This is a genomic window from Larkinella bovis, from assembly GCF_042655385.1.
Classification (GTDB): Bacteria; Bacteroidota; Bacteroidia; order Cytophagales; family Spirosomataceae; genus Larkinella; species Larkinella bovis.
In genome coordinates, this window is record NZ_JBHSMA010000018.1 from 17,300 (window position 1) to 34,695 (window position 17,396).

Annotated in this window: 12 protein-coding genes; 8 read left to right on the forward strand and 4 right to left on the reverse strand. The window is 54.1% G+C overall.

The genetic code is table 11. The features are described from left to right. Positions 1–37 precede the first annotated feature (37 nt). Both ACFPMF_RS26940 and ACFPMF_RS26945 read left to right on the forward strand, forming a co-directional pair. Entirely contained in the window at positions 38–3,082 is a 3,045-nt protein-coding gene (locus tag ACFPMF_RS26940) for a SusC/RagA family TonB-linked outer membrane protein (RefSeq protein ID WP_379851067.1), read from the forward strand. An 8-nt stretch (positions 3,083–3,090) separates the two neighbouring features. Continuing rightward, entirely contained in the window at positions 3,091–4,602 is a 1,512-nt protein-coding gene (locus ACFPMF_RS26945; RefSeq protein WP_379851070.1) for a SusD/RagB family nutrient-binding outer membrane lipoprotein, read from the forward strand. 155 nt (positions 4,603–4,757) lie between these two features. Here ACFPMF_RS26945 and ACFPMF_RS26950 read toward each other — a convergent pair whose 3' ends face one another. Next, positions 4,758–6,083 carry a Gfo/Idh/MocA family oxidoreductase gene (locus ACFPMF_RS26950; RefSeq protein ID WP_379851072.1) on the reverse strand — a complete coding sequence of 442 codons (1,326 nt, stop codon included), beginning with the start codon at positions 6,081–6,083 and terminating at the stop codon, positions 4,758–4,760. A gap of 66 nt (positions 6,084–6,149) precedes the next feature. Beyond that, entirely contained in the window at positions 6,150–7,145 is a 996-nt protein-coding gene (locus ACFPMF_RS26955; RefSeq protein ID WP_379851074.1) for a formylglycine-generating enzyme family protein, read from the reverse strand. 182 nt (positions 7,146–7,327) lie between these two features. Between ACFPMF_RS26955 and ACFPMF_RS26960 the strand changes: the two genes are divergently transcribed. After that, positions 7,328–9,208 (forward strand): ABC-F family ATP-binding cassette domain-containing protein, encoded by a 1,881-nt coding sequence (locus tag ACFPMF_RS26960; RefSeq protein WP_379851076.1) that lies wholly within the window; start codon positions 7,328–7,330, stop codon positions 9,206–9,208. A gap of 106 nt (positions 9,209–9,314) precedes the next feature. After that, positions 9,315–9,980 (forward strand): DedA family protein, encoded by a 666-nt coding sequence (locus ACFPMF_RS26965; RefSeq protein WP_379851078.1) that lies wholly within the window; start codon positions 9,315–9,317, stop codon positions 9,978–9,980. 9 nt (positions 9,981–9,989) lie between these two features. Here the strand turns inward: ACFPMF_RS26965 and ACFPMF_RS26970 are convergent, their stop codons facing one another. After that, the gene (locus ACFPMF_RS26970; RefSeq protein ID WP_379851080.1) at positions 9,990–10,481 is read right to left on the reverse strand and encodes a Fur family transcriptional regulator; all 492 of its coding nucleotides are present in this window, start codon (positions 10,479–10,481) and stop codon (positions 9,990–9,992) included. 260 nt (positions 10,482–10,741) lie between these two features. Beyond that, positions 10,742–11,251: a gamma carbonic anhydrase family protein gene (locus ACFPMF_RS26975; RefSeq protein WP_379851082.1), complete on the reverse strand. Its 510-nt coding sequence runs from the start codon at positions 11,249–11,251 to the stop codon at positions 10,742–10,744. A 155-nt stretch (positions 11,252–11,406) separates the two neighbouring features. On the opposite strand from ACFPMF_RS26975, the gene ACFPMF_RS26980 reads away from it, so the two are divergent. The 4 genes from ACFPMF_RS26980 (at position 11,407) to ACFPMF_RS26995 (ending at position 17,389) form a co-directional block, all read left to right on the forward strand. After that, positions 11,407–13,827, forward strand: coding sequence for an SLBB domain-containing protein (locus ACFPMF_RS26980; protein WP_379851084.1), 2,421 nt, complete (start codon positions 11,407–11,409; stop codon positions 13,825–13,827). Positions 13,828–13,896: 69 nt separating this feature from the next. Continuing rightward, the gene (locus tag ACFPMF_RS26985; protein ID WP_379851086.1) at positions 13,897–14,961 is read left to right on the forward strand and encodes a lipopolysaccharide biosynthesis protein; all 1,065 of its coding nucleotides are present in this window, start codon (positions 13,897–13,899) and stop codon (positions 14,959–14,961) included. Between the two features lie 90 nt (positions 14,962–15,051). Continuing rightward, positions 15,052–16,029, forward strand: coding sequence for a GDP-mannose 4,6-dehydratase (locus ACFPMF_RS26990; RefSeq protein WP_379851088.1), 978 nt, complete (start codon positions 15,052–15,054; stop codon positions 16,027–16,029). A gap of 16 nt (positions 16,030–16,045) precedes the next feature. Beyond that, a complete protein-coding gene (locus ACFPMF_RS26995) occupies positions 16,046–17,389 on the forward strand; it encodes a flippase (protein WP_379851090.1) in 1,344 nt (447 codons plus the stop codon). Positions 17,390–17,396 lie beyond the last annotated feature (7 nt).

Below are 17,396 nucleotides of genomic sequence, written 5' to 3' on the forward strand. Positions count from 1 at the left end.
TAACCCTCTCTAATTCCAGATAAAAATTACGCCTGCTATGATTAAAGCACTCTCTACGTTCTTCCTTCTTATCTTTCTGGCCTTTAAAACGTTTGCACAACCTGCCAGTGAAGTGGGTCATCCGGTGAGCGGCAAGGTAATTGATGAAAAAACAGGCGTTCCGTTGCCGGGGACCACCATCACCATCAAGGGAACGTCTCAGGGGACAACCGCCGATCAAAAAGGTGATTTTTTGATCCGGGTCAAGCCGGGACACGTGCTTGTTTTCTCCTTCATCAGCTACGAAGCACAGGAAATAACCGTCACCGGGAACACACAAACGCTGACCATTGCCCTGAAAGAGGGCTTTAACCAACTGTCTGAAGTAGTTGTTACCGGCGCTTTGGGCATCAAACGGGCCGCCCGCGAATTCGGTGGTGGCGCGCAGGTGATCAGCAACGAAAACCTGAATCAAGGGAAAACCGTCAATCCGTTGTTCGGTCTGACCAGCAAGGTTGCGGGCCTCCGGATTAATATGTACGACAGCAAGGTCGATCCGCAGATTCAGATTACGATGCGGGGCAGCCGCTCACTCAACCGGGCAAAAAACGCCCCGATTTACGTGGTAGACGGTATTCCGATGCCGGAGATTACCCGCCTGAATCCCAATGATATCGAGAACATTACGGTTTTGAAGGGTGCCAACGCTGCGGCTTTGTATGGCTCGGAGGGGGTGAATGGCGCGATCATGATCACCACCAAAAGCGGCACCCGTGGCCGTGGCACCGTCAAGTTCAGCAATACCACCACTTTTTCGCAGGTATTCCTGTTACCACCGGCCCAGACGACATTCGGACAGGGTGTCAACGGGGTTTACGACCCCACACAGGCCGAATCCTGGGGCCCCGCGTTTGACGGAAGTATGAAGGATTTCGGACCGGTTCTGCCGGATGGGTCACGGCATCAGGTTCGGTATGCCGCCCCCGCGCGCGACAACCGGCTAGACCTGTTTCAAACCGGTGTAAATGTTCAGAATGATATTTCGTTTTCGGGCGGTGATGAAAAAAACACGTATTTCATCTCCGTTCAGGACGTGGCCATCAAGGGGATCATTCCGAAAGATAAGAGCCGCCGAACGGGGGCCCGCTTCAATGGAACCCGCAAATTTGGCAAACTCAATACCTCGTACAACGTCAATTACATTTATTTCAAGAAAAACACGACGCCCGACGGTCCCTGGATTACGGCTTATTCCTTGCCTGCTAATTTCGAATTCAAGTCGATGAAAAACTGGCAGGATCCCGCTTCATACGCCAATCCCAACTACTTTTTTACGGATTTACAGAAAAATCCGTATCACCAGATTGACAACACCCGCGACCTCAGTGAGCAACAGACCATCAACGGAAAAGTTGAACTTGATTATCAGGTAACCCCCTGGTTCAACGCGATGTACCGCATCGGAGTGTTCAGCACCTCCACGCAGACCCGCAGCACCACCGGCAAATTTGAAGCAGCCGGTCGCCGGAACGTCAACGGCAGCGTGACCGACGGCAGTAACAACTTCCAGCGGCTCAACGGCGACCTGATCCTCAACTTCAACAAGCAATTCGGTCTATTCAGCACCCGCCTGATTCTGGGGCAGAACGTCCGCTCCGACTATACAAAAACCGCTACTGTTTCGGCCAGCAATTTGCTGCTCCCCGACCTGTTCAACCCCGGCACCCGGATTGGCGAGTTAACGGGCAGTTCCAGCATCACGCAATACCGTTCCCTGGCAGGTTACGGAGAGTTTACCGGTGGTTACAACAACTACCTGTTCCTAACGCTAACGGGCCGCAACGAATGGGTTTCGGTTCTGAGCAAGGAAAACCGGTCGTATTTCTACCCCGGCGTCAGTGCCTCTTTCGTGTTCAACGAAGCTATTGAAGCCTTGAAATCCAGCCACTTTCTCTCATTTGGAAAAGTATTTGCTTCCTGGAACAAAACCGGCAACGTAACGCTGGAGCCGTATTCACTCAACAATCCGTATAGCCAGATCAGCGGTTTTCCGTTTGGCAACCTGGTTGGCTTCACCCCGGGTGCAAAGTATCCAAACCCCAACATTCAGCCGGAATTTGTTACCTCCTACGAAGCCGGAGTTCAGTTAAGTTTCCTGAATAACCGGCTGAATGTTGAAGGCAGTTACGTTTTCTCGGATTCCAAAGGGCAGATTTTTAACGCCACAACCTCGCGGGCAACGGGTTACAGCAGCGCCGTTGTGAACGCCGGTCGGCTCACCAACAACATAGTGGAGTTGAGCGTCAACGGTGATGTCGTCCGCAACCCGGGGCTGAAATGGAACCTCGGTTTCAATTTTACGCACATCAATAACCAGGTAAAGGAGTTGTACGAAGGTTTGCAATCGTTCAACATCTTCCGCCAGTCATACGCCAATCTCGGCCAGCAGTATCCGAGTCTGCAGGTGAGCGATTACCAGCGTGATCCGCAGGGCCGGGTAATCATCAATCCCACGACGGGCGAACCGCTAGTGGCTGCCAACCCCGTTCACCTAGGGACGATGGTGCCCCCTTACCAGATGGGTTTCAATACGACGTTGCAGTTCAAGGGGTTCAGCGTCGGGGCGCAGTTTGACTGGCGAATGGGGGGCTGGTTGTATTCCGAGATCGTGCCCCGGATGTACACCGCCGGAACGGACCCGCGTACGACCGAGTTTGACCGTCAGCCGTTTATCTTCCCGAACTCCGTGATTCAGAATGCCGACGGAACGTTTACGCCGAACACCACCGTGTTATCGAAAGGCGACAAAGCCTTCTGGACCAAGCAGGGGGAAGTGCAGATCAATACGGCGGCCAAATCTGATTATTTCAAACTGCGGGAATTGAATATTTCCTATACACTTCCGGCGGCACTGCTCAGCAAGCAGAAAGTCTTTCGCGAAGCCAGCGTCGGCCTTATCGGAACAAACCTGTTCATTATTCGCCACAAAGACAACCAGTACGGCGATCCGGAATACCTCTACAACAGCACGGACGGCTACCTGAGCTTCCGGCAGGTTCCGCCCTATCGGACATACGGTTTCAATGTGAATTTAACTTTTTGAAGATGGCCATGATGAAGATAGTTAAAACCACCCTGGTAGCTACGCTGGCGGTTTCGCTTAGTGCATGCAGCGAGTTTCTGGAAGTCAATAACAACCCCAATGCGCCGGTAAACGAAAACCTGGCGTTAAGTGCCAAACTCCCGGCGGCTTTGGTCAGCACTGTCAACCAGGAAACCGGCCAGTTGAACCAGATCGGGGCGTTCTGGGGAGGTTACTGGGGTACCACCAGCGAAGGGGTCAACCTGTTCATCGATCTGAAATCGTACAACGGACCCGCCATTCGCCACCAGCGCGACGGGATTCCGGTTTGGGAAACCGGGTACACCACGCTACTCTATTACCAGTTGATAAAAGAACAGGCGCAAACCGAAGGCGCGTTATTTTACGCCGGCATCGCCAAAATCATGCAGGGCTGGCATTTTATGCGCCTGGTCGACGTCTACAACAACCTGCCATTTGACGATGCCTTGCAGGGGACGCGTCACCCAACTCCGCGCTATGAGAGCGGCAAAACCGTGTACGAAAAATCGATCAACCTCATCAGTGCGGGTATCGATGACCTCAAAAAGGCCCCGGCAGGGGTTGGCCCCGGCACCGATGATATTCTGTTCAAAGGCAACAAAGGGTTATGGATCAAATTTGCCAATACGCTAAAACTCCGCGCCCTGCTTCGTCAGAGTGAAGCCAATAACCAACCCTATATCACGGCAGAAATCCAGAAAATCCAGTCGGAAGGCAGCGGCTTTCTGGGTGTGGGCGAAAACGCGTTCATCCAGCCGGGTTACCTGAATACGGCGACGAAACTGAATCCGTTCTGGGAAAGTAATTACCGGACGGTACAGGGAGCCAGCACCGGCAATCACCAGGATCTGCGTCCGACGGTTTTTGTGGTGCAACAATACAAACTCCGCAACGACCCGCGGCTGGAAACGCTTTACACCACCGTCGGTACCGACTATAAAGGCGTTCTGTTTGGAAACCCCAACGCCGAATCCCAATACAACCGGGCCAACACCTCGGCCTTCAAGGGGCCCCAGGAAAACGGGGGTCGTCCGGCCGCTTTGTTCAAAACCGCTACCCAGCCTTCGGTGCTGCTGGGTTCGTTCGAAAGTCTGTTTTTGCAGGCTGAAGCCGCCCAGCGCGGCTGGATTCCGGGTTCGGCCAAAACGTTTTACGAGCAGGGCATTCAGGAATCGTTCAAATACATGGAAGTGGCGGCCAGCGCCTTTCCGGCTTACAACGCCCGGCCTCTGGTGAACTTCGATCAGGCTGCCCATAAAATTGAAGCCATTATCACGCAGAAATGGCTGGCATTGAACAGTATCAGCAGCCTGGAAGCCTGGAATGATTACCGCCGACTGGGGATTCCCGCCATTCCGAACTCGCTGGATGCGCCTTCGCCTACGGCCCGCCCGCTGCGGTTGATGTACCCGGAATCGGAACGCCAAACCAACAATGACGAAGCGTCCCAACAAGGCAGCGACGACATCATCAAAGATAAAATCTGGTGGACTCCCTAATAACTTCCCCAAAAACAGGCCCTGAATGGGTCAGGGCCTGTTTTTGGGTTTCTTCCTTGTTCGTTATCGAGCAAGCCGCCTGAAAAGATTTGGTACCTTGCTGGAATTAAAAAGGGCGCCGTCGACGCCCTTTTTAATTCTACAATGATGATTTGTTAAACCGCGATGGTTTTACCCGGAACGGCAACGGGATAGAAGCCATTTTCCAGGGGCAGCAGCTTCGGTTTGGCATCCCAGGCCAGTTTTTCGGGGAACAGATCGATGTTCGAGTTCAGGGCTTCGTCCCATTTCACCATTTTACCCGAATACGTCGCCATCCGGCCCATGATGGCCGTCAGCGTACTTTTTGCACCGTTTTCGGCATCCTGGAATTTGTACTCGCCTTTGGCAATGGCCGCAAACAGTTCATCGTGTTCAATCTGATACGGATCGCCGTCGCCTTTACCGTTGTGCGTGTAAATCGAATTGCCTTTGTAGTCTTTCAGGATGCTTTGTCGTCCGAAGGAATCGACCCGGCCTTTCGTACCGACAAATTGCTCATCTACTTTGCTATAGGTTCCTTCGTAGTGGCGGCATTGGCTGTTGATCAGCGTTCCGTCTTCGTACACAAAATCCACGATGTGGTGGTCGAAAATTTCGCCGTATTCCTTCCCCGTCCGCACCTGACGACCGCCCGTGCCCTGCGCCGAAACCGGATAACCGCGTTTCACCCAGTTGGCCACGTCGATGTTGTGAATGTGCTGCTCATTGATGTGATCCCCGCAGAGCCAGTTGAAGTAATACCAGTTCCGCATCTGGTGCTCCATTTCGGTCTGGTTCGGTTGACGCGGTTTTACCCAAACGCCGCCGCTCACCCAATAGACCGATCCGCCGATGATATCGCCCAGCGCGCCGTCGTGGATGCGCTTGATCATTTCCCGGTAGTTGGGCTGATAATGACGTTGCAAACCAACGACAACATTGAGTTTTTTCTTTTTGGCTTCTTCCGCAGCCGCCAGCACCCGACGAACCCCCGGCGCATCGGTAGCCACCGGTTTTTCCATAAAGACGTGCTTGTTTTGCTTGACCGCTTCTTCAAACATCATCGGCCGGAAACCGGGAGGAGTCGCCAGAATCACGACATCCGCCAGAGGAATGGCTTTTTGATACGCATCGAAACCGACAAACTTGCGTTCTTCCGGCACATCGACCCGCTTGGCCAGCTCCGGATTTTGATGTAAGGTTTTATACGCGTCATCCAACCGATCCCGGAACGCATCGGCAATGGCCACAATTTTAACATTCTGTTTACTCTTCAGGGCCTGAAGAGCAGCACCTTTTCCCCGGCCACCGCAACCAATGAGCGCCACTTTGATGGTATCATCGGCCGAGCTATTGAAACCATAGGAAGATGCAAAAGAAGGCAGGGTCGTCAACAGGGCGCCACCCGTGAGCAAGCCGGATTGTTTCAGAAAGTTCCGGCGATTTGATTCGTTTGACATAAGGAAAAAGGTTTAGAAATATGATAAATAGCGTCTATTAACAGCAATTCAATGCGTAACTGATAATCAATACTCTTCTATCAAAGGCGGATTATAATAGGCCTTAATTTCTTCATCCGACGGTTTTTTGGCGGGCCGAACGACCCGGAAACCGACAAACGATGCACTCGTCAGCCACCACTCACTTTTAGGCGCCTGGGGGTCAAGCATTTTCCAGGAAGCAACGGAGGGAACGCGGGCCGCCGAGCGGAGCACCGCCGGGTCATCATCCCAGGAACCGCCCCGCACGGCATTTGGATATAACTCGGTCACTTTGGCGTAGGGTTCTTTCACTTCTCCCTTCGCCTTTTTGGCGTAATAATCCGGATAATACTGATCCAGTGTCCACTCCATCACGTTACCGTGCATGTCGTGCAGGCCCCACGGATTCGGTTTCTTCTGCCCAACCTGCTTGTACGAACCGTCGCTGTTGCCGTTGTACCAGGCATATTCGCCCAGTTTTTTGACATCGGCCCCGAATGAATACGGCGTTGTCGTCCCGGCGCGGCAGGCATATTCCCACTCCGCTTCGGTGGGCAGACGGTAGAAAATACCGGTTTTGGCGTACAACCAGGCACAGAAATGAATGGCCGAATACTGCGTCATATTGATGGCGGGATAACCGGCCCGGCCCATGCCGAACGACATATCCACGTAGGGCGGACTGGGGCGCGTGGCGGCATCGGTCTTGGCCAGATCGAAACCGGGCGTCCGGTTGGCCATCTCCTTTTCCATATTCTTGAAGGCGAACAGATCAAACAGATCCCAGGTTACTTCCATTTTCCCCATCCAGAATGGCTCGATGGTCACCTTATGCTGCGGACCTTCGTCGGTTTTGCGACCTTTTTCGTTGGCCGGGCTGCCCATCGTGAACGTTCCGCCCGGAATAGCCACCATGTCGTACACCAGCGTGCTACCGGGGATGGGCTGGGTATAAGATTTTTTCACATCGTCGGTCACCTGGGCCCGACCACTCGTTGAAAGCACACACGCAATACCAATCAGAGCAATAAATTTTCGCATGAATGGGGTTAATGGATTAAGCATGTAATCGATAAAGAAAATTTGCCCGGAAAGTTACCAATTTTCGTCCGAAAATTCTAGGCAATGGGGTCCGATGCCGGGGCCGGACCGGAATGTTTTCGTGACGAACGGGGCCGGAAGGCCTCGGCGATCCGGTTTGGGATGTGTATCTTTGCGGTACAATGAATTATTTATCAGCAGAAAATCTCGCTAAATCCTTCGGTGACAAGTGGCTGTTCCGGAACGTGACGTTCGGCATGAGCCGGGGGGATAAAGTAGCCATCGTCGGTGCCAACGGGACCGGCAAATCCACCCTTTTGTCGATTCTGTCCGGCCAAATGCCCCCCGACGAAGGCATCGTCAGCATCCGCAAAGACATCTCCGTCGGTTTTCTGGACCAGCAGCCGGAACTGGATAACAGCCTGTCGGTCATCGAAGTCGTGCTGACGGGCGACAACCCGGCGCTGACGGCCATCCGGCAGTACGAAAAAGCCCTGCTCTCCGACAACCCGGATGCCCTCGACCGCGCCATGCAGCAAATGGATACCTTGCAGGCCTGGGATTATGAAACGCAGATGAAGCAGATTCTGGGGCAATTGGGCATTCACGACGTGGCGCAGCCGGTTTCGACGCTCTCGGGCGGACAGCGGAAGCGGGTGGCCATGGCGCAGGTGCTGATCGAAAACCCGGATTTGCTGATCATGGACGAACCGACCAACCACCTCGACCTGGAAACCATCGAGTGGCTGGAGAATTACCTGTCGACCAACAACAGCACGCTCCTGCTCGTTTCCCACGACCGGTATTTTCTGGACCGGGTTTGCAACCAGATTGTCGAACTCGATCAGCAGACCCTGTTCAGTTACAAAGGCAATTACGCGTATTTTCTGGAGAAGAAAGCCGAGCGGCAGGCGGTTTTTGCCGCCGAAGTCGATAAAGCCAAAAACCTCTTCCGGCGTGAGCTGGACTGGATGCGCCGGCAACCCAAAGCACGGGGCACCAAGGCCCAATACCGCGTCGATGCCTTCGAAGAAGTGAAGGATAAAGCCCACCAGCGACTGAACAACGACCAACTGGAGCTGAACATCCGGACGCAGCGGCTGGGCAGCAAGATTATCGAACTCGAAAATGTGAGCAAACGGTTTGGCGACAACGTGCTGCTCGACCATTTCACGTACACCTTCCGGCGGAACGACCGCATCGGCGTGATCGGCAAAAACGGCATGGGCAAAACCACGCTGCTGAACATGATTACCGGCGAATTACGGCCCGATTCGGGAAAAGTTGTCACGGGCGGAACCGTCAAGATCGGGTACTACACCCAGTCGGATCTGGTTATTCCGGACAACCAGCGGGTGATCGACGTGGTGCAGGAAGTGGCCGAAGTCATCAAACTGGGAACGGGTGAAACCGTTACTATTTCGCAGTTTTTGCAGCATTTTCTGTTCGACCGGGCCAAGCAGTACGATTATGTGCACAAACTTTCGGGGGGCGAAAAACGGCGGTTGCAGTTGCTGCTCGTACTGGTGCAGAATCCAAACTTCCTGATTCTGGATGAACCCACGAACGACCTGGACATTACGACCCTGAACGTACTGGAAGAATTTCTGCTGAATTTTCCGGGTTGTATACTGCTGGTGTCGCACGACCGTTATTTCATGGACCGGCTGGTCGATCATACGTTCGTTTTCGAAGGAAACGGCAAAGTGGCCGATTTTCCGGGCAATTATACCGACTACCGGGAGCGCAAGGCCAGTCAGCCCGCCGACCGCAAACCGGCGGAAAAACCGAAGGCAATATCCCCTGCTTCTGTACCGGAAAGCAAACCCGTTTCGGGTACCGAAACCAAACGGAAGCTTTCCTTCAAGGAACAGCGGGAATATGAAGCCCTGGAAAAAGAAATTGAGGAACTTGAACAACGGAAAAGCCGTTTATTGGATCAGTTGAACAGTGGAGACGGCAACCACGAAGATCTTACGGCGTGGGCCCGCGAAATTGAACAGATCGACCAGCAGATTTCCGAAAAATCCGACCGCTGGCTGGAGCTGGCGGACTATATTTAATTGTGAAAGAGCGAAAGAGTGAAAGAGCGAAAAGCTCCGCAGGATATAGCCATTAGGCAGAGCTTTTCGCTCTTTCACTCTTTCGCTCTTCACTCTTTCGTACACCATGAACCAAATCGCCGACTTTTTCCAATACTTACTCAATTCCGAGGAAATCATTCGGACAGGCGGTTTGGTATTGATTACCCTGATTATTTTTGTCGAGAACGGGATTTTCTTCGGTTTTTTCCTGCCGGGCGACTACCTGCTGTTTCTGTCGGGCGTTTTTGCCGGCACCCGGATTCTGGACGTTCCGATCCTGTTGCTCATCGGCTGTATATTTGGGGCTGCCGTGGTGGGTTCACTGACCGGATATTTAACGGGTCGGTATTTTGGCGACCGACTGCAAAACCGCCCGGATTCGCTCTTTTTCAAACAGAAATACATCGAAACCACCCGCGAGTACTTTCTGAAGTACGGCAGCCGGACGCTGATTGTGGCCCGGTTTTTACCGGTTGTCCGCACGTTTGCCCCCCTGCTGTCCGGTTTGATCCGGATGAACTTTCAGTACTTTATGCTCTATAACGTCGTCGGTGGCGCAATTTGGGTCGTGTCGCTGGTGGGGGGCGGTTATTACTTCGGAGAAAAATTCCCGTGGATCGTCGATTACGTCCATTATATTATCATTTTCTTCCTGGCTGTCACAACTTTTACGGTTATTCGGGGCTACATCAACGCCCGGAACGACATGAAAAAAGAGAAGCAAAAAGAGACGGAGGAAATCGACGACTAACCGGGTTCGTTACTGAAGATTTGCTGCGGCCTTCGTCCGCGCCACACACGCTTCATCGGCACATTCGCCGTAAAAAACGAGCGAATGCGATTCAACCTGAAACTGCAAGGTATCGCCGACCGTCGTTTTGATCAGTTGCAAACGGGGGTCACAGAACTCAATTACCCGGTGGCAATTGACACAAATCAAGTGAGCGTGCTGCTGGCGGCCCAGAGCTTTCTCAAACCGGCTTTTCGTGTTATCCTCGTCCCCGAACTGGTTTTTACGGACCAACCCGCAATCGACCAATACGTCCAGCGTATTATAAACGGTGGCCCGGCTGACGGCAAACGCCCGATGATGCATCGCCTGGTATAAGTCTTCCGCATCAAAATGATCGTCGCGCGAATAAACTTCTTCCAGAATGGCAAACCGCTCCGACGACCGGCGCAGGCCTTTTTTCAGCAGGTATTCTTCGAGCCTTGTGCGGGCTTCGGTTGTCAATGACGTTGAATTCAGCATAATAGTAATGATGTGATTGCTTCTGACATCACACATCAAGTCACTTATGGGGGAAAGCGGCTGAAGAGTGGTGAATTAGTCGTATATATTTAGACTAATTTCAAACAAAAATACAAACAAAAACATTCCGTACAATAAGTTAAGGAGGATTTCCCGGAAATTGCAGTCAGACCAGGGCCATCTATCCGGAGAAAAAGTCCTTACCGAATGACGTCAACGATCGTTGACGTCATCCCCGCCGATACGGTTCTGGCAATCGGTTACTGGTACCAGCTGGCGTACAGAACGTAGTTGTTGGCCGTCCGCATGAATACTTCGCCCAGCTCGGGCGTTACGTTTTTCAGAAACCGGGCCGGATTTCCGGCATAGATGGTGCCCGGTGGGACCACGGTATTTTGCGTAACGATGGCTCCGGCGGCAATAATCGAACCAGTTCCGATCACCGCACCGTCCATCACAATGGCTCCCATCCCGATCAGCACTTTGTCTTCAATCGTGCAGCCGTGAACAATGGCGTTGTGCGCAATGGACACGTAACTGCCAATGGTGGTTTTGAATTTCTGGTACGTACAATGGATCACGGCACCGTCCTGCACATTGCAGAAATCGCCCATGGTTATCGAATTGACATCACCCCGCACCACGGCATTGAACCAGACGGTGCAGTGGTTTCCCATCATCACCTCCCCGACCACCGTTGCGTTATCAGCAAACCAGCATTCCTGCCCCATCTGCGGGGAAATGCCGCGTACGGACTTTATAAGCGCCATCTTGGTTAAGTTCTATTTTGTCAGTTAATTAACGGCAAACTTTTGGGCGAAATAGCGGTTTTTTCGAATAAAAAGCCACTTTTAAGCCATTGACTATAAAAAGTCACAGAAAAACAATCAATTCGTACCTTTGTGAGCCAGATTATTCTCTCTGCATGAACTGTAGCCGAACACCATTTCATCTGTTGATCCACTGTGAGTCTTCGTTTTTGCTGTTCCGGCAACGCTCTCTGCTGCCCTTTCTGGTGTTGCTCCTTACCGTTACCGCCAGCTTTGCGCAGCAGCCAACGCGGGCCGATCAGTTAAGCGATGAGCAGATCATTCAATTTTACCAACGCGCCCAGGCCAGCGGACTAACCGAGATGCAAATCGAACAGGCGGCTATGTCGCAGGGCTATACGTTGTCCGACATCGCCAAAATGCGGCAGCGCATGGCTAAAATCCGGCAGCAGGCAAACCGCCCCGGGCAATTTCCCGTCGATACCCTCATAAACCGGGCCCAGCAGGGCACGCTTTCGCAACGATCTTACCAATTCAATGACAGCCTGAGCCTGCTGCGACGCGATACCGTCCGGCGGCCGTCTATTTTCGGAGCCGCTTTGTTTAAAGGCACCACCTTAACTTTCGAACCGGATCTGCGAATCGCGACGCCCCGGAACTATGTTGTCGGTCCCGACGATGAGCTGGTGGTCGAAATTTACGGCAATTCGACGGAGAGCTTCCGGCTGCGCGTGAGTCCCGAAGGGTCGGTCCGGATGCTGAATCTGGCCCCCATTTTCGTCAGCGGCCTGACCATCGAACAAGCTGAGCAACGCATCGTCGGACGGCTGCGGCAGGCTTTCCAGGGCCTGAACCGGCCCGGCAGCGGCACCTACGCGTCCGTCACCCTGGGCAATATCCGCAGCATCCGTGTGACGCTGGTAGGCGAAGTGGTGATGCCCGGCACCTACACCATTTCGTCGCTGGCGACGGCGTTCAATGCGCTGTATCTGGCGGGCGGTCCGAATCCCGAAACCGGTTCATTCCGGGACATTCAGGTGATTCGCAACAACCGTGTGATCCGGATCATCGATCTGTACGACTATTTGCTGCGGGCCGATAAAAAAGACGACATCCGGCTGCTGGATCAGGACGTGATCCGGGTCAGTGATTACGGCGTTCGGGTCGAGGTGGTCGGGCAGGTCAAACGCCCCGCGATTTACGAGGTAAAAACCGGTGAAACCCTGAAAAACATCCTGAGTTTCGCGGGTGGTTTCACCGATCGGGCGTATACGTTTTCGCTCACTTTACGCCGAAACACGCCCCGTGAACTCCGTATTTCCACCCTTACGCAGGATCAGGTAGCCACGTTCGTGCCGCAATCGGGCGACCGGTACACCATCGGCGAAATCCTGAACCGGTACGAAAACCGGGTCCAGGTATCGGGCGCGGTGATGCGCCCGGGCGATTACGCGCTCGGTGACGAAATCACTTCCGTGCGCTCGCTGCTCAACCGGGCCGAAGGACTCCGCAACGACGCGTTTCTGAACCGGGCGGTTTTGTACCGGGAACGCGAGAATACGGACCTGGAAGCGATTCCGTTCGATGTAGGTCGACTGATGCGAAACGAGACGGAAGACATTCCGCTGGTTCGGCAGGATAGTGTGCACATTTACTCCGTTCGGGATCTGCGCGAACCGTATTACATCAGTATCGAGGGCGCGGTCAACAAACCGGATACGATTCCGTACGTGACCAACCTGTCCGTAGCGGACCTGATTGCGCGGGCGGGCGGTTTTCAGGAAGGCGCTACCCCCACCCGCATCGAAGTAGCCCGGCGGATTCGGGAAGACACGAGTAAAACGACCGGCCGCGAAACCGTGCGGATTTTCCAGTTTTCGATCGATCGCGAACTGCACCTGCAACCGGCCGATGCCCGGTTTTTGCTCAAACCATTCGATGTGGTCTACGTCCGGACATCACCCCGCTACGAGCTTCAGCAGAATGTGGCGGTTTTCGGGGAAGTCATGCACCCGGGCCACTACGCCATTGAATCGCGGTCGGAGCGGATTTCGGATGTGCTCCGGCGCGTCGGGGGCCTCAAACCCGAAGCCTTTCTGCCCGGGGCCCGGTTTTCCCGCCGGGGAACCGTCATTGCGACGGACTTAGGCGCTATCCTGGAGAACCCGGGCGTGTCGGGTAATCTGCTGCTGGAAGTCGGCGATTCGCTGATTATTCCGAAGCGACCCGAAACCGTCACCATTCAGGGAGCCGTTCTGAACCCGGCCACGGTCAGCTACACGCCCGGCTTCGAATTCAAGGATTACGTGACGCAGGCTGGCGGCTACACGGACAATGCCCGCTACAAACGATCGTATGTGGTGTATGCCAACGGATTGAAAGATCGCACCAAACGGTTTTTATTTTTCCGAAAATACCCCAAAGTAGAACCGGGATCGCAGGTTATTGTGCCGTTTGGCCCGTTGACCGACGACCGTCGGCTGACACCGGGTGAACGAATCGGGCTAATTTCCGTCATCGGCACAATGACCGTTACCCTAACCACCGTTATTATTAACCTGGTTCGATTATTTTAAGCACCTCCGCGCATTGTTTGTACGTCGCCCATGGCAGTAACCCCGCAAAAAACCTCCGCAGATTCCGAAATGGATGACGACCTCATTCAGATCCGGCCGGGTGACCTCTGGAAGTTCTTCCAGCGCAGCCGCAACGCCGTACTGCTATTTGCCATGCTGGGCGCTGTAATCGGTCTCTATTACGCTTTTTCGAAACCGGACGACTATAAAGCGGCCGTGACCGTTATGCCGGAAGTATCGGCGGGCAGTGCGGGCGGGGCCGGAGGAGGACTCGGGTCGCTGGCTGGGTTGGCCGGGATTAGCCTCGACAATGCGGCCGGAGATGTCATTCGGCCCGACCTCTACCCCAACGTGCTCGAAAGCATTCCGTTCGCGCTGGACATCCTGAAACAACAGGTGTATTCCCAAACGTACCGGACCACCATGCCGTTGCAGACGTACCTGCAACGACACGGCCGCGAAACCGCTCTCCAGCGCCTGACCGGTCAGACCGACAGCAACCCGCCCGATCCGGCAAAACCGGCGACGGTGAACCTGCCTGACCCGAAAAATTACAGCAAAGCGTTGCAGATCACGCCCGAACAGGAAGGGCTGGCCAACGCCCTGATCAACCGGATCCAGACCACGTATGAGCGCCGGACCGGAATCGTCACGATCGAAGTCACCCTGCCCGATCCGGTGGTGGCCGCCACCGTGGCGCGGCTGTCGCTCGAGTACCTGACCAATTACATCACCAGTTACCGGACGCAGAAAGTCCGGAATCAGGAGCGGTTTCTCAGCGAACAGGTCGAGCAGGCCCGGCGACGCTACCAGGCCAGTGAGTACGAACTGGAAAGCTACCGCGACCGCAACCGGAGTCTGTACAGCGGACTGGCCCGGATTGCGGAGCAGCGGCTTCAGGCCGAGTTTTTGCTGTCCCAGAATGTGTACAACGATTTATCCCGGCAACTGGAGCAGGCCAAAATCAAGGTGCAGGACGAAACGCCGGTCTTTAAAATGCTGGAACCACCCCGCATTCCGTTGCGGGCGAGTGGTCCGAAGCGAATGATGTTGATTTTCGCGGCCACAGCCGCCGGTATCCTCGCCGGGTTGGGCTGGACCCTGGTAAAAACCATACTGGCAACCCGACAGTAAGAGACAAAAACAGGTTGCGTAACCTGGATTTACGGTCGTCGTTGGTGACGAACAGGAGGTACCGTAAACCATAAACGAATGAATTAGCTTATGAAAAAAGCGCTGATTTGTGGAGTTTCCGGACAGGATGGTGCTTATCTGGCCCATTTGCTGCTTCAGAAAGGCTACGAGGTATACGGTGGCTCACGCGACGCCCAGATGTCTTCCTTCCAGAACCTGAACCGGCTGAACATTCGGTCGCTGGTGTCGCTGGTGTCGGTTAATATCAACGATTTTCGCAGCGTCCTGCAAACGTTGTTAAAGATTCGGCCCGATGAAGTGTATAACCTGGCCGGGCAGAGTTCGGTCGGTTTATCGTTCGAACAGCCCGTCGAAACCCTGGAGAGCATCAGCATCGGAACGCTGAATTTGCTGGAAGCAATCCGGTTCAGCGAATTACCCATCCGGTTATACAACGCCGGTTCGAGCGAATCGTTCGGCGACACGGGCAATCTGGCCGCCGACGAGAGCACGCCGTTCCGCCCACGGAGTCCGTACGGCGTTGCCAAGGCTGCGGCTTTCTGGCAGGTCGCCAATTACCGCGAAGCGTACCACCTGTTTGCCAGCACGGGTATTTTGTTCAACCACGAATCGCCCCTGCGGCCCGAGCGGTTTGTCACCCGGAAAATCGTCGCAGCCGCCTGCCGGATTGCACAAGGCAGCACGGAGAAACTGACCCTCGGCAACATCGATATCGCCCGCGACTGGGGCTGGGCACCCGATTACGTGGAAGCCATGTGGCTGATGCTCCAGCAACCGAAACCGGATGATTTCGTCATCGCCACCGGCCACACCCGCAAACTGAAGGATTTTATCCGGATTGTTTTCGAACAGGTGAAGCTGAACTGGGAAGAACACGTGCAGATCGACTCCTCGTTTTTCCGGCCGACCGACCTGGCCGAAGGCAACGCCAATCCGGCCAAAGCCTACTGGCAATTCGGCTGGAAAGCCAAACACAAGATGGAAGATGTCGCACGGCTGATGGTCGACGCCCAGCTCACCGGGACGATCCCCCTCACCGACTCCTGAATAATGACCAGAATTCATGCTTGAACTCACCACCCGAAAGCTAAGTACAACGACACGCAAAGCGTTTGCCAATGCCGGATGGGTTTTCTTCGACCGCATCTTCCGCATGGCAACCGCCCTGCTGGTCGGTGTCTGGTCGGCGCGGTATTTAGGGCCTTCGCAGTTTGGTTTGCTCAATTTTGCGGGGGTTTTCCCTACCGTGCTGGCTTCGGTAGCCGGTTTGGGACTGGCCAGTATTCTCATTACCGAACTCGTTCGCAACAAGGACTATACGGAACCCCAGTTGTTGGGAACGGCTTTTTTCCTCCGGCTCATTGCGGGCACCGTTTCTTTTCTGGGCATTGCCATTCTGGCGCACGTGCTGTACGACGACCAGCCGGTTTTACAGGCCATGATTCTGTTCACCAGTTCCGCGCTGGTGTGTCAGAGCGTCGATGTGATCGATCTGTATTTTCAGTCGCGGGTCAAATCCCGGCTGTCGGTGACAGCCAAGACCATCGCCTTCGTTTTGTCAACGGCGCTTCGGGTGTATTTTCTGGTCAATCAATACAGCTTGCTGGCGTTTTCCTCCGTTGTTTTTGTGGAAGCTACCCTGTCGGCCGGGATCCTGGTTCTGATTTATAACCGGGAAGAGGGCCAGCACATTCGGCACTGGCGTTTCAGCCGGACGCTGGCGCTCCGGCTGCTGCAACTGGCCTGGCCCATTATGATTTCCGACTTTTTCATTTTCCTCTACATGCGCTCCGACCAGTATTTGCTGAAAGAACTGGCCGACGACCTCGAACTGGGGAAATACACGGCCGCGCTGCGGCTTTCGGAAGTCTGGTATTTCATCGCAACGGCGATTTCCTCCTCTTTTTATCCGAACCTGGTCAAATTAAAAACCGAGAACGAAGAGGCTTTTCTACGGGCTTTCCAGAAACTGCTGAGTTTGCTGACCTTCATCAGCCTGGCAATCGGGCTTTTTATTTCCATCGCAGCTCCTTACCTCATCCAGCTTCTGTACGGCCAGCAGTACACCGGCGTCGATCGGATTCTGGTCATTCACATCTGGTCGGCGGTTTTCGTGTTCATCGGCGTGGGCAGCACCTACTGGTTCATTGTTCAGAACCAGCAACGGCTGCTGCTGCTCAAAACCGTAGCCGGAGCCGTGTTGAACATCGCGCTGAACCTGGTACTTGTTCCTGATTACGGGGCCGTTGGCTCCTCCGTAGCCACGTTGCTGGCCTACATGGTATCCGCTTACCTGATCAACTTTTTCATCCCAAAGGCCCGCCCTCTCTTTTTCATTCAATCGGTGGCCATTCGCAACATTTTTCAGTTCAATTTCTTCCGCAGCCTGCTGAAACAGGCTGAATAAATTTTAC